The following is a 20256-nucleotide window of genomic DNA, read 5'->3' as shown; positions in this document are numbered from 1 at the left end:
GGAGCTGCCGGGTGACGAGCACCGAAGCGGACGAGACGACGGAAGACTCGGGGCCCGGCGGCTACGCGGCGGCCCGGCTGCGCCTCCTGCGGCAGGAGGCGCGGCCGGGGCCGCCGCGCCGCGCCGCACTCGCCCGGCTCACCGACGACTGGCTCACCGCGCTCTACGCGGACGCCTCCCCGCCCCGCGGCACCGCCCTCGTCGCCGTCGGCGGCTACGGGCGCGGCGAACTCTCCCCGCGCAGCGACCTCGACCTGCTCCTCCTCCACGACGGCAGCGCCGACCCCGCCGCCCTCGCCGCCCTCGCCGACCGCGTCTGGTACCCCGTGTGGGACCTCGGTCTCGCCCTCGACCACTCCGTACGCACCCCCGGCGAAGCCCGCAGGACGGCCGGCGAGGACCTCAAGGTCCACCTCGGCCTCCTCGACGCCCGCCCCGTCGCCGGCGACCGGGGCCTCGTCGCCGCCCTGCGCGCCGCCGTCCTCGCCGACTGGCGCAACCAGGCCCCCCGTCGCCTCCCCGAACTCCACGAGCTGTGCCGGGAGCGCGCCGGACGCCAGGGCGAGCTGCCCCACCTCCTCGAACCCGACCTCAAGGAGGCCCGCGGCGGCCTGCGCGACGCCACCGCCCTGCGCGCCGTCGCCGCCTCCTGGCTCGCCGACGCCCCCCGCGACGGCCTCACCGAGGCCCGCCGAACCCTCCTCGACGTACGCGACGCCCTCCACCTCGCCACCGGCCGCGCCACCGACCGCCTCGCCCTCCAGGAACAGGACCAGGTCGCCCGCGCCCTCGGCCTGCCCGACGCCGACACCCTGCTCCGCGAGGTCTACGAGGCCGCCCGCACCGTCGCGTACGCCTCCGACGTCACCTGGCGCGAGGTCCACCGCGTCCTGCGCGCCCGCTCCACCCGGCCCCGCCTGCGCACCCTCCTCGGCGGCCGGCCCCAGCCCGCGCGCACCCCCCTCGCCGAGGGCGTCGTCGAGATGGACGGCGAGGCCGTCCTCGCCCGCACCGCCCGCCCCGAACGCGACCCCGTCCTCCCCCTGCGCGCCGCCGCGGCGGCCGCCCAGGCCGGCCTGCCCCTCTCCCGGCACGCCGTACGCCACCTCGCCGCCACCGCCCGGCCCCTGCCCGTGCCCTGGCCCGCCGAGGCCCGCGAACAGCTCGTCACCCTCCTCGGCGCGGGCGAGCCCGCCGTCGCCGTCTGGGAGGCCCTCGAGGCCGAGGGGCTCGTCACCCGCCTCCTCCCCGACTGGGAACGCGTGCGGTGCCGGCCGCAGCGCAACCCCGTCCACACCTGGACCGTCGACCGGCACCTCGTCGAAACCGCCGTACGCGCCTCCTCCCTCACCCGCCGCGTCGGCCGGCCCGACCTGCTGCTCGTCGCCGCGCTCCTGCACGACATCGGCAAGGGCGGGCCCGGCGACCACTCCGTCGCCGGCGAGGCCATCGCCCGCGACGTGGCCGCCCGCATCGGCTTCGACCGGGCCGACGCCGCCGTCCTCGCCACCCTCGTCCGCCACCACCTCCTCCTCGTCGAGACCGCCACCCGGCGCGACCTCGACGACCCCGCCACCGTCGAGTCCGTCGCCCGGGCCGTCGGCAGCGCCTCCACCCTGGAGCTGCTGCACGCCCTGACGGAGGCCGACGCGCTCGCCACCGGGCCCGCCGCCTGGTCCGCCTGGCGCGCCTCGCTCGTCGCCGACCTCGCCGGACGCGTCGCGGCCGCCCTCGCGGGCGACACCCCGCCCGCCCCCGAACCCGCCGCGCCCGGCGCCCAGGAGGAGCGCCTCGCCGTCGAGGCGCTCCGTACCGGGGAGCCGGTCCTGGCCCTCCACGCCCAGCAGGAGCCCGCCGAGGAGGACGGCGACCCCGAACCGGTCGGCGTGGAACTCCTGATCGCCCTGCCCGACCGGCCCGGCGTCCTCCCCGCCGTCGCCGGGGTCCTCGCCCTGCACCGGCTCACCGTCCGCTCCGCCGACCTGCGGGCCGTCGAGCCGCCCGCGGAGCTGGGCGCCACGGGCCCGGTCCTGGTCCTGAACTGGCGCGTCGCCGCCGAGTACGGGTCCCTCCCGCAGGCCGGCCGCCTGCGCGCCGACCTCGTCCGCGCCCTCGACGGGTCCCTGGACGTGGCCGCCAGGCTCGCCGAGCGCGACGCCGCGTACCCCAGGCGCCGCGGCGTCCAGGCCCCGCCCCCGCGGGTCACGGTCGCCCCGGCGGGCTCGGCCGCCCGCGCCACGGTCCTGGAGGTCCGCGCCCAGGACGCCCCGGGGCTCCTGCACCGCATCGGCCACGCCCTGGAGGGCGCGGAGGTACGGGTGCGCAGCGCCCACGTCAGCACCCTGGGCGCGAACGCGGTGGACACGGTGTACGTGACGGGCCTGGACGGGGCGCCGCTGTCGGCCGCCGAGGCCGCGGACGTGGCGCGGGGGGTGGAGCGGGCGCTGACGTGAGCGCGGCCCGGCCGCCCCGGCGCGGCGAGGGGCACGGGGGCGGCGGGCACCCCCGCGGGGCGCGCCTCCCCGCGCCGGCGCGGGGGCCCCCTTCCACCGGTACGGCGGGCGAGGGCGTCTTTCCCGCGCGGCCGGATACCCTGGACTCCGACTGTCCGCCCGCTCCCTACACCCGAGGATCCGCGACCGCCGTGTTCGATACCCTCTCCGACCGCCTTGCAGCGACCTTCAAAAGCCTCCGGGGCAAGGGAAGGCTCAGCGAGGCGGACATCGACGCCACCGCCCGCGAGATCCGCATCGCCCTGCTCGAGGCGGACGTCGCGCTCCCGGTCGTCCGGGCCTTCATCAAGCAGGTCAAGGAGAGGGCGGCCGGCGCCGAGGTCTCGCAGGCGCTGAACCCCGCCCAGCAGGTCATCAAGATCGTCAACGAGGAACTGGTCACGATCCTCGGTGGCGAGACCCGCCGGCTGCGCTTCGCCAAGCAGCCCCCGACCGTGATCATGCTGGCCGGTCTCCAGGGCGCCGGCAAGACCACGCTCGCCGGGAAGCTCGGCCGGTGGCTCAAGGGCCAGGGGCACTCGCCGCTGCTCGTCGCCTGCGACCTCCAGCGGCCGAACGCCGTCAACCAGCTCGCGGTCGTCGCCGAGCGCGCCGGCGTGGGCGTCTACGCGCCGGAGCCGGGCAACGGCGTCGGCGACCCGGTCCAGGTCGCGAAGGACTCCCTCGAGTACGCGCGGACCAAGCAGTTCGACATCGTCATCGTCGACACCGCCGGCCGCCTGGGCATCGACCAGGAGATGATGCAGCAGGCCGCGGACATCCGCGACGCCGTCTCCCCGGACGAGATCCTCTTCGTCGTCGACGCGATGATCGGCCAGGACGCCGTCAACACCGCGGAGGCCTTCCGCGACGGCGTCGGCTTCGACGGCGTGGTCCTGTCCAAGCTCGACGGTGACGCCCGCGGTGGTGCGGCCCTGTCGATCGCGCACGTCACCGGCCGCCAGATCATGTTCGCCTCCAACGGCGAGAAGCTGGACGACTTCGACGCGTTCCACCCGGACCGCATGGCGTCCCGCATCCTCGGCATGGGCGACGTGCTCTCGCTGATCGAGAAGGCCGAGCAGACCTTCAGCCAGGAAGAGGCCGCCAAGATGGCCTCCAAGCTGGCGAGCAGCAAGGGCAAGGACTTCACGCTCGACGACTTCCTGGCCCAGATGGAGCAGGTCCGCAAGATGGGCTCCATCTCGAAGCTGCTCGGCATGCTGCCCGGCATGGCGCAGATGCGGGACCAGATCAACAACATCGACGAGCGGGACGTGGACCGCACGGCCGCGATCATCAAGTCGATGACCCCGACCGAGCGCCAGGACCCGACGATCATCAACGGTTCGCGCCGGGCGCGCATCGCACGGGGTTCCGGTGTGGACGTCAGCGCGGTGAAGTCGCTGGTGGAGCGGTTCTTCGAGGCCCGCAAGATGATGTCGCGCATGGCGCAGGGCGGCGGCCTGCCGGGCATGCCGGGCCTCCCGGGCATGGGCGGCGCCGGCCGGCAGAAGAAGCAGCAGAAGCAGGCGAAGGGCAAGCGGCGCAGCGGCAACCCGATGAAGCGCAAGGCCGAGGAGCAGGCCGCCGCGGAGCGCCGGGAGCAGCAGGCGCAGCAGGGCGGGGCGTTCGGCCTCCCGGCGGGGCAGCCGGGCCAGGACTTCGAGCTCCCGGACGAGTTCAAGAAGTTCATGGGCTGACACCGGCCGGCCGCGGCCCGCGGACGTGATCGAGGGGCACCCGCCCGTGGCGGGTGCCCCTCACGCGTGCGGGGCTGGGCCACGCGTACGTATCCGTGATGCCGCTTCTGCGGTGTTCTGCTGATAATCGCGGCGTGACCAGTCCCGTGCCCCCGCGTGATCGCACCGACCAGCCGTGGCGCTCGGAGGGCGCTCCTCCGGAGCCGCCGCCGAAGCGGCGGATGCCCGGCGGCTGGGTGGGGCTGGTCCTGGCGGCGCTGGCGCTGTTCCTGCTGACGAACCTGGTGCTGTCCCTGGTGAACGGGGAGGGCGACGAGCCGACCGTCTCGTACACGGAGTTCAGCAAGCAGGTCGAGGCGGGGAACGTCGCGAAGGTCTACTCCAAGGGCGACGCCATCGAGGGCGAGTTGCGCCGGAAGCGGCCGGTCCCGGGCGGTGGCGGCGACTACACGAAGTTCACGACGCAGCGGCCGGCGTTCGCCGAGGACCAGCTGTGGCGGCGGCTGGCCGAGCGCGACGTGACGGTGACCGCCGAGCCGGTGGTGGAACGGCCGAGCTTCCTGGCGAACCTGCTGTTCTCGCTCGCGCCGATCGTGCTGCTGGTGGTGCTGTGGCTGTTCATGGCGCGGCGGGCGGGCGCGGGGCTCGGCGGGGCGGGCGGGCTGCTGGGGCGCAAGACGCCGCCGAAGCCGGTGGAGGTGGAGGCGGGGCGGCGCACGACGTTCGCCGACGTGGCGGGGATCGACGAGGTCGAGGGCGAGCTCAACGACGTCGTCGACTTCCTCAGGAACCCGGAGGCGTACTGGCGGATGGGGGCCAAGATGCCGCGCGGCGTGCTGCTGTCGGGACCGCCGGGCACGGGCAAGACGCTCCTGGCGCGGGCCGTGGCGGGGGAGGCGGGCGTGCCGTTCTTCTCGGCGTCGGCGTCCGAGTTCATCGAGATGATCGTCGGCGTGGGCGCCTCGCGGGTGCGCGAGCTGTTCAACGAGGCGCGCAAGGTCGCCCCGGCGATCGTCTTCATCGACGAGATCGACACGATCGGCCGGGCGCGCGGCGGCGGCGCGGGCATGGGCGGGCACGACGAGCGCGAGCAGACCCTGAACCAGATCCTCACCGAGATGGACGGCTTCTCCGGTTCGGAGGGGGTCATCGTGATCGCGGCGACGAACCGGGCCGACGTGCTGGACCCGGCGCTGACGCGGCCGGGCCGGTTCGACCGGGTCGTGAGCGTGAGCCCGCCGGACCGGGGCGGGAGGGAGGCGATCCTGCGGATCCACACCAGGGGCATCCCGCTCGCCGAGGACGTCGACCTGGCGCAGGTGGCGCGGACGACGCCGGGCATGACGGGGGCGGAACTGGCCAACCTCGCGAACGAGGCGGCGCTGCTGGCCGTCAAGCGCAAGCAGGCGCACGTCACCCGTTCGGACCTGTCGGACGCGTTGGAGAAGGTGCAACTGGGGGCGGAGCGGCAGCTGGTCATGCCGGACGAGGAGCGGCGCCGTACGGCGTACCACGAGAGCGGGCACGCGCTGCTGGGGATGCTCCAGCCGGGTGCCGACCCGGTGCGGAAGGTGACGATCGTGCCGCGCGGACGGGCGCTGGGGGTGACGCTGTCGGCGCCGGACACGGAGAAGTACGCGTACACGGAGGAGTACCTGCGGGGCCGCGTCATCGGGGCGCTGGGCGGGATGGCGGCCGAGGAGGTGGTGTTCGGGGTGGTCACGACGGGCTCGGAGAGCGACCTGGAGCAGGTGACCAACCTGGTGCGGGGCATGGTGGGGCGGTGGGGGATGAGCGACCGGGTGGGGCGGCTCACGGCGATCCCCTCGGACGCGCAGCAGGCGTACGGGCTGTCGGCGGCGCCGGCGACGCTGGACGCGGTGGACGACGAGATGCGGCGCATCGTCGACGAGTGCTACGCGAGCGCGTGCCGGCGGCTGCGGGAGAACCGGGACCGGCTGGACGCCCTGGCGTCGGCGCTGCTGGAGAACGAGACGCTCGACGAGGACGCCGCCTACCGGGCCGCCGGCATCGCGCGCTTCGGGAAGGAGGGCGACCGGCGGCCGTAGCGGGACGGCCGCCGCGGTCCGCGCGGCGCGTGCCGCGTGCGGGGACGGGGGGGGCGGGGACGGAGGCGGGCTACGGGATCCGGGCGACGAGGTACCGGAAGACGTTCGGCATCCACACCGTGCCGTCGGACAGGACGTGCGGGTGGAGCGCCTCGGCGATCTCCTTCTCCACGGTCGCCTGGTCGCAGGCGGCCACGGCCGCGTCGAACAGGCCCGTGGAGAGCAGCCCGCGCACGGCGCTGTCGGTGTCCGCGTAGCCGAAGGGGCAGGAGACCCGGCCGGAGCCGTCGGGCCGGAGCCCGGCCCGCGCGGCCACCTCCTCCAGGTCGTCGCGGCGGGCGGGGCGCCAGGCGCCGTGGCCGCGCAGCCGCTCGGCGAGCCGGCCGGCGACGCGGAACACCGCGGTGGTGGCGCACCGCTCGGGCGGGCCCCAGCCGGCGAGGACGACGGCGCTGCCGCGCTCCGCCGTCGGGACGGCGGCGGTGAGGGCGGGGACGAGGCCGTCGGAGTCGCCGGCGGTGCAGCCGACGGGCTGGAAGGCGGTGACGAGGTTGTACGCGGAACCCGCCGGGTCGGCCGCCGTGTCGGGGGTGCCGCAGAGGAGTCTGGGCTCCGGGCGGGGGCCGCCCGGGGACCCGTGGGGGCCGGGCTCGGGGTCGGGGAGCAGCCGCTCCCTGGCCAGCTCCACGCGCGCGCGGTCGGTGTCCACACCGGTGACCCGGGCCCCGCGCGTGGCGGCCATGAGCAGGGCGAGCCCCGAGCCGCAGCCGAGACCGAGGAGCCGTGTCCCGGTGCCGACCTCCAGGTGCTCGTACACCGCTTCGTAGAGCGGCACCAGCATCCGCTCCTGGATCTCCGCCCAGTCACGGGCGCGCCTCGGCGCGTCGGCGGCCGGGGGGGCCGAGGCCGGGTGGGGGTGGTGCTGGACGAGCATGGGTGTCATCGAAAGCGCCCCAATCAGCCGAGAGTCATCTGTGCGTCCGTGCCTGACCGACAGCCCCCGTGTACGTGCGCTCGCACGGTCCGTAGCCAGAGAACTCCGCTTCCGCCCCCGCGTCCAGGGGGTCGGGCCGCAATGCGCGCGTGCCCCGGTCGTGCGCCCCCTGGCCCGGCACGAACCACCTCCCATAGTGGGGCCGCCGCGCGAATCCCGCCATGGCAACCGGGGCCGGTGGCGCGGGGCCCCGGCGGCCGGGGTAACGTCGCCCTCGGTGATGCGCCGTCACCGAACGCCACACGGTGGGCAGGACCGGCGCACGGCCATGGGCGAGCGCCGGGGCACGCGTCCCGGAAGACGCCCGCGGCCGCGCCACTACGTACCACCTTGATGCGAGCTGTGTGGCTTCTCCGCAGATCAACGCACTGGCCCTCGTGAGGACACATCAATGGCAACTGACGGGTACGTGCAAAATATTTGGGATGCCCCGGAATGGAACCCGACGGCTCCCCGGCTCGTTGTTCACGACGTGAGCACGACACCACCTGTCCTCGCCGCAGAACTGGCACAGGCGTGGGCCGACATCCAGCGGCACCACCCCGAACTGCCCGATCTCGCCGCGCCCGAGTCCCTGATCGGAGAGTCGTCGTCCGCCTGCGGCGCCGAGCTCTCCTTCGAGCGACTGCTCCACGAGGCAGTCCACGGCATCGCCGCCGCCCGAGGGGTCCGCGACACCTCCCGCGCCGGCCGCTACCACAACCGCCGATTCCTGGCGATCGCCGAGGAGATGGGCCTGGACCACTCCGAGGAGCCGCACCCGAGCAGCGGTTTCTCGTTGGTCACCCTCAGCCCCGAGGCCAAGCGCCGCTACCGGCCGACGATCGAGCGGCTGCAGCGCGCCCTCAAGGCGCACACGGCCGCCACGGCCGCCGACACCAAGCGCTCCTTCCGCGGGCCCGCCGCGCGGCACGGCTCGTCGGGCGGCGGCGTGCGGGTCAAGGCGGTCTGCGACTGCGGGCGCAACGTCCGGGTGGTCCCGTCGGTCCTGGCCCAGGCGCCGATCGTCTGCGGCGGCTGCGGCAAGCCCTTCCGCATCCCGGAAGCGGTGGGCGCCGCCAGGTGACCGGCGGACCGCTCTCCCCGGGACCCGGCGACCACGCGGGGTGTGGCACAATGGCTAGCTGTACTCGACAGTCGAACAGGACCCCTCTCTCCTACGGCTGACGCGTCCATCGGGCACTCGAGTACCGCAACCCCACGCGGCATCCCGTTGTGCCCCACCACGTCAAGACCAGGAGACACCACACCCGTGGCAGTCAAGATCAAGCTGAAGCGTCTGGGCAAGATCCGTTCGCCTCACTACCGCATCGTCGTCGCCGACTCCCGCACCCGCCGTGACGGCCGGGCGATCGAGGAGATCGGCCTGTACCACCCGGTGCAGAACCCGTCGCGCATCGAGGTCGACTCGGAGCGGGCGCAGTACTGGCTGTCCGTCGGCGCCCAGCCGACCGAGCCGGTCCTCGCCATCCTCAAGCTGACCGGCGACTGGCAGAAGCACAAGGGCCTGCCCGCTCCCGAGAAGCCGCTGCTGGCCCCGGCCACGAAGGAAGACAAGCGCGCTTCCTTCGAGGCCTTCGCCAAGTCGATCGAGGGCGACGACGCCAAGGGTGAGGCCATCACCCCGAAGGCCAAGAAGGCCGACAAGAAGGCGGACGAGGCCGAGGCCGCGTCCTCCGAGTCGACCGAGGCCTGAGCATGCTCGAGGAGGCTCTCGAGCACCTCGTGAAGGGCATCGTCGACAACCCCGACGACGTGCAGGTCGCCTCCCGCGACCTGCGCCGCGGACGTGCGCTCGAGGTCCGGGTGCACCCCGACGACCTCGGCAAGGTGATCGGCCGCAACGGCCGCACCGCGCGCGCCCTGCGTACGGTCGTGGGTGCCATCGGCGGCCGGGGGATCCGGGTCGACCTCGTCGACGTGGACCAGGTTCGCTGAGCGAAGTTGAACACCGGCGCACGGGCCGGGGCGGGCTGCGGCCCGCCCCGGCCCGTCGTCGTCCGACAGGAGAGTCCAGAAAGTGCAGCTCGTAGTCGCGCGGATCGGCCGCGCCCACGGCATCAAGGGCGAAGTCACCGTCGAGGTGCGTACGGACGAGCCCGAGCTGCGGCTCGGGCCCGGCGCCGTACTCGCCACCGACCCGGCCTCCGCCGGGCCCCTCACCATCGAGAGCGGCCGCGTCCACAGCGGCCGCCTCCTGCTGCGCTTCGCGGGCGTGCGTGACCGGAACGCCGCCGAGGCGCTGCGCAACACCCTCCTCATCGCCGAGGTCGACCCGGACGAGCGGCCCGAGGAGCCGGACGAGTACTACGACCACCAGCTCATCGACCTCGACGTGGTCCTCGCCGACGGCACCGAGGTCGGCCGGATCACCGAGGTCTCCCACCTGCCGTACCAGGACCTGTTCGTGGTCGAGCGGCCCGACGGCACCGAGGTGCTGATCCCGTTCGTCGAGGAGATCGTCACCGAGGTCGACCTCGACGAGCAGAAGGCGGTCATCGTCCCGCCGCCCGGCCTCATCGACGACCGCGCCGTGATCGCCTCCGCCCGCGCGGAGGGTGAGACCGACGCCACCGGCACCGGCACCGGCACCGCCGCCGACGCCTCCGGCGGTGCGGCCGGCGAGGACGGGGACGGTCGCTGATGCGGCTCGACGTCGTCACGATCTTCCCCGAGTACCTCGACCCGCTGGACGTCTCGCTCGTCGGCAAGGCCCGCGCCCGCGGCCGGCTCGACGTCCACGTCCACGACCTGCGCCGCTGGACGTACGACCGGCACCACACCGTCGACGACACGCCCTACGGCGGCGGCCCCGGCATGGTCATGAAGACCGAGCCCTGGGGCGACGCCCTCGACGAGGTCACCGCCGCCGGGTACGAGGCCGGCGCCCACGGGCCCGTGCTCGTCGTCCCCACGCCCAGCGGGCGCCCCTTCACCCAGGAGCTCGCCGTCGAGCTGTCGCAGCGGCCCTGGCTGATCTTCACGCCGGCCCGCTACGAGGGCATCGACCGCCGCGTCACGGACGAGTACGCCACGCGGATGCCCGTGTACGAGGTGTCCATCGGCGACTACGTCCTGGCCGGCGGGGAGGCCGCCGTCCTGGTGATCACCGAGGCCGTGGCCCGGCTCCTCCCGGGCGTCCTGGGCAACGCCGAGTCCCACCGGGACGACTCGTTCGCCCCCGGCGCCATGGCCAACCTCCTGGAGGGCCCCGTCTACACCAAGCCGCCCGTCTGGCGCGGCCACGGCATCCCCGACGTGCTCCTCAGCGGCCACCACGGGAAGATCGCGCGGTGGCGGCGGGACGAGGCGCTCCGGCGTACCGCGCTGCACCGCCCCGACCTCATCGAGCGGTGCGACCCCGCCGCCTTCGACAAGAAGGACCGCGAGACCCTCTCCATCCTCGGCTGGGCGCCCGAGCCCGGTGGCCGATTTTGGCGCAGACCGCAGGCCGTGGGAGACTAGACCGCTGCCGTACGTCCGGCCGGCGCCCCTGCCACAGGGGGAGACGACGCCGCACCCGCCGCACGGCCACCCGAACCCCGATTTTCTAGTTGCCGCTGATGACCTGTGGCATCAGCGAGGAAGCAGACGACCATGTCTCACGTGCTCGACATCGTCAACACCGCGTCCCTGCGGACCGACGTCCCGGCGTTCCGTCCCGGTGACACCGTGAACGTCCACGTTCGCGTCATCGAGGGCAACCGCTCCCGTATCCAGCAGTTCAAGGGCGTCGTCATCCGCCGCCAGGGCTCCGGCGTCTCCGAGACCTTCACGGTCCGCAAGGTCTCCTTCTCCGTCGGCGTCGAGCGCACCTTCCCGGTGCACAGCCCGATCTTCGAGAAGATCGAGCTCGTCACCCGTGGTGACGTCCGCCGCGCCAAGCTGTACTACCTCCGTGAGCTGCGCGGCAAGGCCGCGAAGATCAAGGAGAAGCGCGACAACTGAGCCCCGGCTCGACCCGCGGGCCCACGCTTCGGGTGAGCCCCACAGGGTGGCCGGTTAGGCTCGCCCCCGATGGACACCGAAGCCAAGCACACGGAGCGCGACCTCCCCCCCGACGCCGAGAGGCGACCGGAGCGGAGGTCGCGCTTCGCGCTTTCCTGGCGCACCACCGGCCTGCTCGGCCTCGCCTGGGCCGTCGGCATGCTGCTCGTCAGCCACTTCGTCATCCAGCCCTTCCGGATCCCCAGCGGATCGATGGAGCCGACGCTCCAGGTGGGCGACCGGGTGGTCGTCAACAAGCTGGCGTACCGTTTCGGCGCCGTCCCCGCGCGTGGGGACGTCGTCGTCTTCGACGGAACCGGATCCTTCCTCCGTACCGTTCCGGAGGAGAACCCGGTCACCGGGCTCCTGCACGGCGCCGCGGCGGCGCTGGGCCTCGCCGAGCCCGCCGACACCGACTTCGTCAAGCGCGTCGTGGGCGTCGGGGGCGACCGGGTGACGTGCTGCGACGAGGAGGGCAGGATCAAGGTGAACGGCGTCCCCGTCGACGAGGGGTACCTGCACCCCGGTGACGCCCCCTCCGAGGTGCGCTTCGACATCGTGGTGCCGGACGGCACCCTCTGGGTCATGGGCGACCACCGCGGCCAGTCCCGCGACTCCCGCGACCACCTGGGCGCACCGGGCGGCGGGATGGTCCCCGTCGACATGGTGATCGGCCGGGCCGACTGGATCGGCTGGCCGGCGCGGCGCTGGTCCGGCGTCGACGCGACGGACGCCTTCGGCGCCGTACCGGACGCCCCGGCCCCGGGCGGAGGCCATGGGTAGCCGCGGCCGGCGCGGCGGGCACCGCGCCGACACCCGGTCGCCCATCGGACCGCCGTCCGCAGAGGGTCGGCGCCCGCTGCCCGGCCGCGCCGAGCGGCGCAGGCTCGCCCGCCGGGTGAAGCGGCGCAGGCGCCGGTCCGCGATCAAGGAGATTCCGCTCCTCATCACGGTCGCCGTGGTCATCGCGCTCGTCCTGAAGACCTTCCTGGTGCAGGCGTTCGTCATCCCGTCCGGCTCCATGGAGCAGACGATCCGCATCGACGACCGCGTACTGGTCGACAAGCTGACGCCCTGGTTCGGGTCGCGGCCGGAGCGCGGCGACGTCGTCGTCTTCAAGGACCCCGGCGGCTGGCTCCAGGCGGAGCAGACGCCGCCGAAGGACGACCCGGTCGTCGTCGCCCAGATCAAGCAGGCCCTGACCTTCATCGGCCTGCTGCCGTCGGACGACGAGCAGGACCTCATCAAACGGGTCGTCGCCGTCGGCGGGGACACCGTCAAGTGCTGCGACCCCGGCGGGCGGGTGACCGTCAACGGCGTACCCCTGGACGAGCCGTACCTCCATCCGGGCAACGCGCCCTCGCAGATCCCGTTCGACGTCAGGGTCCCCGAGGGGCGTCTGTTCGTCCTCGGGGACCACCGCTCCAACTCGGCCGACTCGCGCTTCCACCTCGACGAGGCGTTCCAGGGGACGATCGCGCAGGAGCAGGTCGTGGGGCGCGCCTTCGTGATCGCCTGGCCGTTCGGCCACTGGCGCGGGCTGGACGACGAGGGTGCGTTCGCCTCGGTCCCGGACGCGCCGCCCGGGACCGCGACGGCGCTCGGCACGTCGCATAGTGTGTCCCCCTGGTACGCGAATGGATCGCTACGGCTCCCGACCCCTGCGGAACTCCCGCTCGTTATGGGAGTGGTGGGCCTTCCCCTGTTCCGGGGGCGGGCGAGAGCACGGACTGAGGAGTGGATGTGGGGGATCTGGCGGTCGGCGCACGATCCGGACGCGACGAGCCGGAGAAGGGGCGCGGGCAGCTCGCGGATCCGTCCCCCGGCCCGGGCGGGGCGCCCGCCGCGGGCGTGACCGAGAGCGCGGCCGTCCGGAGCGACGCGCCGCACGTGGCCGGCGCGAGGAGCGCCGAGAACGCCGAGGGCGACAGCGTGGACAACGACGACACCGTGGACGACGGCGACGGCGGGCAGCCGGAGGAGAGGAAGCAGCGCTCCTTCTGGAAGGAACTGCCGCTGCTGATCGGTATCGCCCTGCTGCTGGCGCTGCTGATCAAGACCTTCCTGGTCCAGGCCTTCTCCATCCCCTCCGAGTCGATGATGAACACGCTGCAGCGCGGCGACCGGGTGCTGGTCGACAAGCTGACCCCGTGGTTCGGTTCGGAGCCCGAGCGCGGAGAGGTCGTCGTCTTCCACGACCCGGGCGGCTGGCTCAACGAGCCCGCGCCCGAGCCGAACCCGCTGCAGAAGTTCCTGAGCTTCATCGGCCTGATGCCGTCGTCGGAGAAGCAGGACCTGATCAAGCGCGTCATCGCGGTCGGCGGGGACACCGTCGAGTGCAAGAAGGGCGGCAAGGTCCTCCTCAACGGCAAGGCGCTCGACGAGTCCGCCTACCTGTACCCGGGCTCCACGCCGTGCGACGACGAGCCGTTCGGGCCGGTCAAGGTCCCCGACGGCCGCATCTGGGTGATGGGCGACAACCGGCAGAACTCGCTGGACTCCCGCTACCACCAGGAGCTCCCGGGCAACGGCACGGTCTCCGACGAGGAGGTCGTGGGCCGTGCGATCGTCGTCGCCTGGCCGCTCGGCCGCTGGTCGACCCTGCCGGTGCCGGACGTGTTCGACCAGGCCGGACCGAGCGCCGCCGCCGTGGCGGCGGCCGGTCCCGGTGCCCTGGGGCTCGCCGGCGCGCTGCCGCTGGTGCTGTGGCGCCGCCGCCGCGTCCTCGCGCGCGAAGGGGCGCCCGCCCGTGCGTGAGCGGAGCGCCGTGGGGCGTACCGCCCGGTAGCGGGCGCGGGTAGGGTGCCGTCCCAGGGCACTGGATCTCCTGAGTGGGGAGCGCTGGGATGGGCGGAACGATACGTACGGGCGGCCACGGCCGCCTCGGCAGCGCGCTGTCGGGGCTGGCCGTGGCCGTCGGCTGTGTGCTGTTCCTCGGCGGGTTCGCCTGGGGAGCCGTCTTGTACCGGCCCTACACCGTGCCCACCGACTCGATGAACCCGACCGTCACGGCGGGCGACCGGGTCCTGGCCCAGCGGATCGACGGCTCCGAGGTGCGCCGCGGCGACGTCGTGGTCTTCACGGACCGGACCTGGGGCGACCTGCCGATGATCAAGCGGGTCGTCGGCCTCGACGGCGACAAGGTCGCCTGCTGCGACGCGGACGGCCGGCTCACCGTCGACGGCACGCCCGTCCCGGAGCCGTACCTGCGCTCCCAGGGCTGGGGCGGGAAGGAGGCCGCGTCGCCGACGGAGTTCGCCGCGACCGTGCCGGAGGGGCACCTCTTCCTCCTCGGCGACCAGCGCGCCGGGTCCCAGGACTCGCGGGTGCACCTCCAGGACGCCGGGAAGGGCTCGGTGCCCCGGAGCGCCGTCACCGCCCGGCTCGACGCCGTCGTGTGGCCGGCGGACGGACTGGGCGTGGTCGACCGGCCGCGGGGCTTCGCCGACCTGCCCGGCGGGGTGTCGGAGCCCGGCCCCGTGCGGCAGCTGGCGTGGGCGGTGGCGGCCGGCGCGGTGCTGATCCTGGGCGGGGCGGCGTACGGGCCGCTGGCGCGGCTGGGGTCGCGGTCCCGGCCGCGGAGCGGGGCGGCGCGTGCCTGACGCCGGCGGGGCGGGGCGGGAGACGCGGCGGGCGGACGGGCGCGGACGCGCGCCGGAGGACCGGCGGCGCCCGGACGAGCCGCCCGGGGACCTGCCCCCCGGGCTCCCGCCGGGCGAGCTGCGGCGGGTCGCGCGGGTCGTGCTGCTCGACCCCGACGACCGGATCCTGCTCATGCACGGCTACGAGCCGGACGACCCCGCGCGGACCTGGTGGTTCACCCCCGGCGGCGGCGTGGAGGGCGACGAGACCCGCGAGGAGGCCGCGCTGCGCGAGCTGGCCGAGGAGACCGGGATCACGGACGTCGAGCTCGGGCCGGTGCTGTGGCGGCGGATCTGCTCGTTCCCGTTCGACGGGCGCCGCTGGAACCAGGACGAGTGGTACTACCTGGCCCGGACCCGGCACACCGTCGCCGCCCTGGGCGACCGCCTCACCGAACTGGAGACCCGCAGTGTCACGGGGCTGAGGTGGTGGACCTCCGCCGAACTGTCGGCGGCCCGTGAGACGGTGTACCCGACACGACTCGCCGGGCTGCTGCGCACGCTGCTCGACGAGGGCCCGCCGCCCGCGCCGGTCGTCCTGTCCCCGGAAATCGTCCAGGGGTACGGGTGACTGACGCACAATGGGGGCACGCACGGCTGAAGGGGAACATGCCATGAGCGCCGAGGACCTCGAGAAGTACGAAACCGAGATGGAGCTGAAGCTCTACCGGGAGTACCGCGACGTCGTCGGGCTGTTCAAGTACGTCATCGAGACCGAGCGGCGCTTCTACCTGACGAACGACTACGAGATGCAGGTGCACTCCGTGCACGGCGAGGTCTTCTTCGAGGTGTCGATGGCGGACGCGTGGGTCTGGGACATGTACCGACCGGCCCGCTTCGTCAAACAGGTGCGGGTACTCACGTTCAAGGACGTGAACATCGAGGAGCTGAACAAGACGGATCTGGAGCTCCCGGGCAGCTGACGCGCCCGTACGGGTGACCGGGTTTTCCCCAGGGGGACCGGTTGTCCACCAAGATCCACAACTGAGCGCCCGAGGCGTCACAGTCGGTACCGGAGGTGGTGCCGCGATGAACGCGACGGGGGCACTCGGACGGTACGGAGAGAAGCTGGCGGCACGCCGGCTCGGCGAGGCGGGCATGGCCGTCCTCGCCAGGAACTGGCGCTGCGGGCGCGGCGGCGAGATCGACATCGTCGCCCGCGACGGCGACGCGGTCGTGGTCTGCGAGGTGAAGACCCGCCGGGCGGGCGCCTTCCAGCACCCGCTGGCGGCGGTCACGCCCGCCAAGGCGGACCGGCTGAGGAGACTCGCCGCGTGCTGGCTCGACCGGCACGGCGGACCGCCCCCGGGAGGGGTCCGCATCGACCTGGTCGGCGTGGTCCTTCCCCGGCGCGGCGCCCCCGTCGTGCAGCACGTGCGGGGGGTGGCCTGATGGGATTCGCCCGGACGTGCTCGGTGGCGCTGGTCGGCGTCGACGGGGTGGTGGTGGAGGTCCAGGCGGACCTGGAGCCCGGGGTCGCGGCGTTCACGCTGGTCGGCCTGCCGGACAAGAGCCTGTCGGAGAGCCGCGACCGGGTGCGGGCCGCGATGGTCAACTCCGGGGCGGAGTGGCCGCAGAGGAAGCTGACCGTCGGGCTGAGCCCCGCCTCGGTGCCCAAGGCCGGGTCGGGCTTCGACATCGCCGTCGCCTGCGCGGTGATGGCCGCGGCCGAGCTGATCGATCCGCGCACGATCGCGGACCTCGTCCTCATCGGGGAGCTGGGCCTCGACGGCCGGGTCCGCCCGGTGCGGGGCGTGCTGCCGGCGGTCCTGGCGGCGGCCGAGGCCGGGTACGAGCACGTCGTCGTCCCCGAGCAGACCGCGGGGGAGGCGTCGCTGGTGCCGGGGGTGTCCGTGCTCGGCGTGCGCAGCCTGCGCCAGCTGGTCGCGGTCCTCACCGACGGGCCCGTGCCCGAGGAGGAGCCCGACGAGGCGGGCCGGCCCGACCCCATGCTGGCCGGCCTGGTCGTCCCCGGAGCCGGGGTCGGCACGGGACTGGCCGCCGACCCCGGTGACGGCCCCGACCTGGCGGACGTCGCCGGGCAGCGCGCCGCGCGGCTCGCCCTGGAGGTCGCCGCGGCCGGCGGCCACCACCTGCTGCTGTCCGGCCCGCCCGGCGCGGGCAAGACCATGCTGGCCGAGCGGATGCCCGGCCTGATGCCGCCGCTGGCCCGCGGCGAGTCGCTGGAGGTGACCGCCGTCCACTCCGTGGCCGGCATCCTCCCGCCGGGGAGACCGCTGGTGGGCCGGGCACCGTACTGCGCACCGCACCATTCGGCGACGATGCAGTCCCTGATCGGTGGCGGCAACGGGCTGCCGCGTCCGGGGGCCGTCTCGCTCGCTCATCGCGGCATCCTCTTTCTGGACGAGGCCCCCGAGTTCTCGGGCAAGGCCCTGGACGCCCTGCGCCAGCCCCTGGAGTCCGGTCAGGTGGTCGTGGCGCGCGCGGCGGGCGTGGTGCGGTTCCCCGCGCGGTTCTTGATGGTCCTCGCCGCGAACCCGTGCCCGTGCGGGCGCCACCGCGCGCACGGGGACGGCTGCGAATGCCCCCCGTCGGTGGTCCGCCGTTACCAGTCGCGCCTTTCGGGGCCGCTCCTGGACCGCGTCGACCTGCGGGTCGAGGTGGAGCCGGTCGGCCGCGCCGACCTGCTGGCGGCGCGCGGGGAGCCCACCGCCGCGGTCGCCGCCCGGGTCCACGCGGCCAGGGAGCGCGCCGCCGCCCGGCTGGCCGGCACGCCGTGGACCCGCAGCGCCGAGGTGCCCGGCCACGAGCTGCGCACCCGCTGGCATCCGGCCCCCGGCGCCCTGGCCGCCGCCGAACGCGACATCGAGCGCGGCCTGCTCACCGCCCGCGGCCTCGACCGGGTCCTGCGCACCGCCTGGACCCTCGCCGACCTGGCCGGCCGCGACCGCCCCGACGCCGGTGACGTCAACCTCGCCCTGGAGCTGCGCACCGGTGTCCCCCGCGGCGTACCGGTGGGGACGGGAGGTGCGCGGTGACCGGCTCCGCCCCGTCCCGGGCGGAGCCGGGCCGGGGCGGCGGCCCGGCGGGAGGGCCGGCGGGGGCAGCGGCGGGCGCGCCCGCCGGGAACGCACGGGGGACGGACACGGGGGGTGCCGGCGTGGCGGTGGCGGACGAGGACCGGGTCGCCCGGGCGGCGCTGTGCCGGGTGATCGAGCCGGGTGACGAGCACGGCGGGCGGTGGCTGCGCGAACTGGGGGCCGTGGAGCTGGTGCGGCGGCTCACCGCGGAGCCGTACCGGAGCGGGTCGCTCACCGGGGTGAGCGAGCGGCGCCTCCAGGGGTACCTGGCGCGGGCGGCCCGGGTGCGGCCCCGGCGGGACCTGGAGCTGATCGGGGCGCTCGGCGGGCGGTTCGTCGTCCCCGGCGACGCGGAGTGGCCCAGCCAGCTCGACGACCTCGGCGACGCCCGGCCCCTGGGCCTCTGGCTGCGGGGCCCCGCCGACCTGCGGCGGTGGGCGCTGCGCTCCGTCGCCGTGGTGGGCGCCCGCGCCTGCACGCCGTACGGGGCGCACATGGCGGCCGCGCTCGGCGCCGGCCTGGCCGAGCGCGGCTGGGTCGTCGTCTCCGGCGCGGCGTTCGGCATCGACGGCGCCGCCCACCGCGGCGCCCTCGGCGCGCAAGGCGCCACGGTCGCCGTGCTCGCCTGCGGCGCCGACGTCGCCTACCCGCGCGGGCACGCCGGGCTGATCGGGCGCATCGCCCAGCAGGGCCTGGTGGTGGGGGAGTTGCCGCCCGGCGACCACCCCACGCCGGCCCGGTTCCTGCTGCGCAACCGCGTCATCGCCGCCCTCACCCGGGGCACCGTCGTCGTCGAGGCCGCGTACCGCAGCGGAGCGCTCGCCACCGCGCGCGACGCCCGGCGGATCGGCCGCCACACGATGGGGGTGCCCGGCGCCGCGACCAGCGGACTCTCCGCCGGCGTCCACGAGCTCCTGCGGGACGGAGCCGTCCTGGTCACCGACGCCGACGATGTCGTCGAACTCGTCGGCGACATCGGGGAGCTGGCCCCCGACCGGCGCGGCCCCGTCGTCCCGAGGGACCTCCTCGACCCGGTCACCGCACGCGTGCTCGACGCGCTCCCGCGGCCCGGCCGGACCGCGACCGTCCCCGACGTGGCGGCGACCGCCGGGACGAGCGTTGACGACGCACTCGGCAGACTGTACGAGCTCCACTCCCTGGGATACGCCGAACGACGTGGCGACATCTGGCGGTTGACGGCCGCCGGGGGACGCCACCCGAACGCCCGGCGAGGCGGTCCTTGACCTGGAGCAATCGGGTGAAAAGGTGAACCCGATGACCATCTCTGCCCCATCGGAGGCGGCGGGAGCGCCCGTGGGCGGCCCGTCGCCCCCATTCGAAGATGCGGCCGATGGCGTGATCCCGCCTACGGACGATCCCCCCGCCTTCGCTCACCGCGACGATCCAGTCACGCTACGCTCACCGCTACCCACCGTCCATCCCCGCACACCACGGCAGAACGGCTCAAGGCGACGCATGCCCCAGCACACCTCCGGGTCCGACCGCGCTGCGGTTCCGCCGCCCGCTGCCCGGAGCAGCGTGCGGCCGGCCGCTCCCTCGTCGCTGGACGAGCTGTGGCGGTCGTACAAGGACACGGGTGACGAGCGGCTGCGGGAACAGCTGATCCTGCACTACTCGCCCCTCGTGAAGTACGTCGCGGGCCGGGTCAGCGTCGGCCTGCCCTCCAACGTCGAGCAGGCCGACTTCGTCTCCTCCGGGGTCTTCGGCCTGATCGACGCCATCGAGAAGTTCGACATCGACCGGTCGATCAAGTTCGAGACCTACGCGATCACCCGCATCCGCGGCGCCATGATCGACGAACTGCGGGCCCTGGACTGGATCCCCCGCTCCGTCCGCCAGAAGGCCAGGGCCGTGGAGCGCGCCTACGCCACCCTGGAGGCACGCCTGCGGCGCACCCCCTCCGAGGGTGAGGTCGCCGCCGAGATGGGCATCCCCGTCGAGGACCTCCACGCCGTCTTCAGCCAGCTGTCCCTGGCCAACGTCGTCGCCCTGGAGGAGCTGCTGCACGTCGGCGGCGAGGGCGGCGACCGCCTCAGCCTGATGGACACCCTGGAGGACACCGCCGCCGACGACCCCGTCGAGGTCGCCGAGGGCCGCGAGGTGCGCAGGCTGCTCGCCCGGGCCATCAACACCCTCCCGGAGCGCGAGAAGACCGTCGTCACCCTCTACTACTACGAGGGCCTCACCCTCGCCGAGATCGGCAACGTCCTGGGCGTCACGGAGAGCCGCGTCAGCCAGATCCACACCAAGTCGGTCCTCCAGCTCAGAGCGAAGCTGGCGGATGTCGGACGCTGACCGGGGAGGCCCC

Annotated in this window: 19 protein-coding genes and 1 pseudogene; 19 read left to right on the top strand and 1 reads right to left on the bottom strand. The window is 74.4% G+C overall.

The annotated features are described in order from the left end of the window. The first annotated feature begins 11 nt into the window (after positions 1-11). The 3 genes from IE106_RS27385 (at position 12) to ftsH (ending at position 6264) form a co-directional block, all read left to right on the top strand. Positions 12-2453 (top strand): [protein-PII] uridylyltransferase, encoded by a 2442-nt coding sequence (locus IE106_RS27385; RefSeq protein ID WP_189537919.1) that lies wholly within the window; start codon positions 12-14, stop codon positions 2451-2453. Positions 2454-2644: 191 nt separating this feature from the next. Beyond that, positions 2645-4195, top strand: coding sequence for a signal recognition particle protein (ffh, locus tag IE106_RS27380; protein WP_189537918.1), 1551 nt, complete (start codon positions 2645-2647; stop codon positions 4193-4195). A 134-nt stretch (positions 4196-4329) separates the two neighbouring features. Then, positions 4330-6264 (top strand): ATP-dependent zinc metalloprotease FtsH, encoded by a 1935-nt coding sequence (gene ftsH, locus IE106_RS27375; protein WP_189537917.1) that lies wholly within the window; start codon positions 4330-4332, stop codon positions 6262-6264. 70 nt (positions 6265-6334) lie between these two features. Here the strand turns inward: ftsH and IE106_RS27370 are convergent, their stop codons facing one another. Then, entirely contained in the window at positions 6335-7207 is an 873-nt protein-coding gene (locus IE106_RS27370; RefSeq protein ID WP_189537916.1) for a methyltransferase domain-containing protein, read from the bottom strand. 523 nt (positions 7208-7730) lie between these two features. Here IE106_RS27370 and IE106_RS27365 point away from each other — a divergent pair. The 16 genes and pseudogenes from IE106_RS27365 to whiG all read left to right on the top strand — a co-directional run bounded on the left by IE106_RS27365 (position 7731) and on the right by whiG (position 20243). Beyond that, positions 7731-8324, top strand: a complete 594-nt coding sequence (locus IE106_RS27365; RefSeq protein WP_189537915.1) for a hypothetical protein — start codon at positions 7731-7733, stop codon at positions 8322-8324. A gap of 186 nt (positions 8325-8510) precedes the next feature. Continuing rightward, positions 8511-8954, top strand: a complete 444-nt coding sequence (gene rpsP, locus IE106_RS27360) for a 30S ribosomal protein S16 (RefSeq protein ID WP_023586330.1) — start codon at positions 8511-8513, stop codon at positions 8952-8954. 2 nt (positions 8955-8956) lie between these two features. Further along, positions 8957-9196, top strand: coding sequence for an RNA-binding protein (locus IE106_RS27355; RefSeq protein WP_010471025.1), 240 nt, complete (start codon positions 8957-8959; stop codon positions 9194-9196). Between the two features lie 82 nt (positions 9197-9278). Beyond that, complete coding sequence (rimM, locus tag IE106_RS27350) at positions 9279-9902, top strand: ribosome maturation factor RimM (RefSeq protein ID WP_189537914.1); 624 nt, start codon at positions 9279-9281, stop codon at positions 9900-9902. Beyond that, positions 9902-10723, top strand: coding sequence for a tRNA (guanosine(37)-N1)-methyltransferase TrmD (gene trmD, locus IE106_RS27345; protein ID WP_189537913.1), 822 nt, complete (start codon positions 9902-9904; stop codon positions 10721-10723). Before rimM ends, trmD begins: the two co-directional genes overlap by 1 nt. Before the next feature lie 132 nt (positions 10724-10855). Next, positions 10856-11206 (top strand): 50S ribosomal protein L19, encoded by a 351-nt coding sequence (rplS, locus tag IE106_RS27340; protein ID WP_189537912.1) that lies wholly within the window; start codon positions 10856-10858, stop codon positions 11204-11206. A gap of 69 nt (positions 11207-11275) precedes the next feature. Beyond that, positions 11276-12028 (top strand): signal peptidase I, encoded by a 753-nt coding sequence (gene lepB, locus IE106_RS27335; protein ID WP_189537911.1) that lies wholly within the window; start codon positions 11276-11278, stop codon positions 12026-12028. After that, positions 12021-13092 (top strand): annotated as a pseudogene (lepB, locus tag IE106_RS30545) (signal peptidase I); the annotation flags it as partial. The gene lepB (IE106_RS27335) and the pseudogene lepB (IE106_RS30545), both read left to right, overlap by 8 nt. After that, positions 12998-14002: a signal peptidase I gene (lepB, locus tag IE106_RS30540; protein WP_373295994.1), complete on the top strand. Its 1005-nt coding sequence runs from the start codon at positions 12998-13000 to the stop codon at positions 14000-14002. The pseudogene lepB (IE106_RS30545) and the gene lepB (IE106_RS30540), both read left to right, overlap by 95 nt. Before the next feature lie 89 nt (positions 14003-14091). Further along, positions 14092-14847, top strand: a complete 756-nt coding sequence (lepB, locus tag IE106_RS27325; RefSeq protein WP_189537910.1) for a signal peptidase I — start codon at positions 14092-14094, stop codon at positions 14845-14847. 91 nt (positions 14848-14938) lie between these two features. Further along, positions 14939-15457, top strand: a complete 519-nt coding sequence (locus IE106_RS27320; protein WP_189537958.1) for an NUDIX hydrolase — start codon at positions 14939-14941, stop codon at positions 15455-15457. A gap of 43 nt (positions 15458-15500) precedes the next feature. Continuing rightward, the gene (locus IE106_RS27315; protein ID WP_149178923.1) at positions 15501-15809 is read left to right on the top strand and encodes a DUF2469 domain-containing protein; all 309 of its coding nucleotides are present in this window, start codon (positions 15501-15503) and stop codon (positions 15807-15809) included. A gap of 106 nt (positions 15810-15915) precedes the next feature. Then, on the top strand, positions 15916-16278 hold the full coding sequence (locus IE106_RS27310; protein ID WP_189537909.1) for a YraN family protein: 363 nt from the start codon (positions 15916-15918) through the stop codon (positions 16276-16278). Then, positions 16278-17885 carry a YifB family Mg chelatase-like AAA ATPase gene (locus IE106_RS27305; protein WP_189537908.1) on the top strand — a complete coding sequence of 536 codons (1608 nt, stop codon included), beginning with the start codon at positions 16278-16280 and terminating at the stop codon, positions 17883-17885. The genes IE106_RS27310 and IE106_RS27305 overlap by 1 nt, the downstream gene beginning before the upstream one ends. Positions 17886-18007: 122 nt before the next feature. After that, positions 18008-19171: a DNA-processing protein DprA gene (gene dprA, locus IE106_RS27300; protein ID WP_373295993.1), complete on the top strand. Its 1164-nt coding sequence runs from the start codon at positions 18008-18010 to the stop codon at positions 19169-19171. A gap of 232 nt (positions 19172-19403) precedes the next feature. Continuing rightward, positions 19404-20243 carry an RNA polymerase sigma factor WhiG gene (gene whiG, locus IE106_RS27295; RefSeq protein WP_189537906.1) on the top strand — a complete coding sequence of 280 codons (840 nt, stop codon included), beginning with the start codon at positions 19404-19406 and terminating at the stop codon, positions 20241-20243. Positions 20244-20256: the final 13 nt, after the last annotated feature.

It is taken from the genome of Streptomyces roseolilacinus (assembly GCF_014649335.1).
In the GTDB taxonomy this organism is placed as follows: Bacteria; Actinomycetota; Actinomycetes; order Streptomycetales; family Streptomycetaceae; genus Streptomyces; species Streptomyces roseolilacinus.
This window is presented reverse-complemented; position numbering and strand designations above follow the sequence as displayed.

Bases quoted from the DNA above. Each gene is read 5' to 3' on its own strand.
- IE106_RS27370 (WP_189537916.1), bottom strand. From the start codon at position 7,207: ATGACACCCATGCTCGTCCAGCACCACCCCCACCCGGCCTCGGCCCCC.
- IE106_RS27355 (WP_010471025.1), top strand. From the start codon at position 8,957: ATGCTCGAGGAGGCTCTCGAGCACCTCGTGAAGGGCATCGTCGACAAC.
- trmD (WP_189537913.1), top strand. From the start codon at position 9,902: ATGCGGCTCGACGTCGTCACGATCTTCCCCGAGTACCTCGACCCGCTG.
- rplS (WP_189537912.1), top strand. From the start codon at position 10,856: ATGTCTCACGTGCTCGACATCGTCAACACCGCGTCCCTGCGGACCGAC.
- lepB (WP_189537911.1), top strand. From the start codon at position 11,276: ATGGACACCGAAGCCAAGCACACGGAGCGCGACCTCCCCCCCGACGCC.
- lepB (WP_189537910.1), top strand. From the start codon at position 14,092: ATGGGCGGAACGATACGTACGGGCGGCCACGGCCGCCTCGGCAGCGCG.
- IE106_RS27315 (WP_149178923.1), top strand. From the start codon at position 15,501: ATGAGCGCCGAGGACCTCGAGAAGTACGAAACCGAGATGGAGCTGAAG.
- IE106_RS27310 (WP_189537909.1), top strand. From the start codon at position 15,916: ATGAACGCGACGGGGGCACTCGGACGGTACGGAGAGAAGCTGGCGGCA.
- IE106_RS27305 (WP_189537908.1), top strand. From the start codon at position 16,278: ATGGGATTCGCCCGGACGTGCTCGGTGGCGCTGGTCGGCGTCGACGGG.
- whiG (WP_189537906.1), top strand. From the start codon at position 19,404: ATGCCCCAGCACACCTCCGGGTCCGACCGCGCTGCGGTTCCGCCGCCC.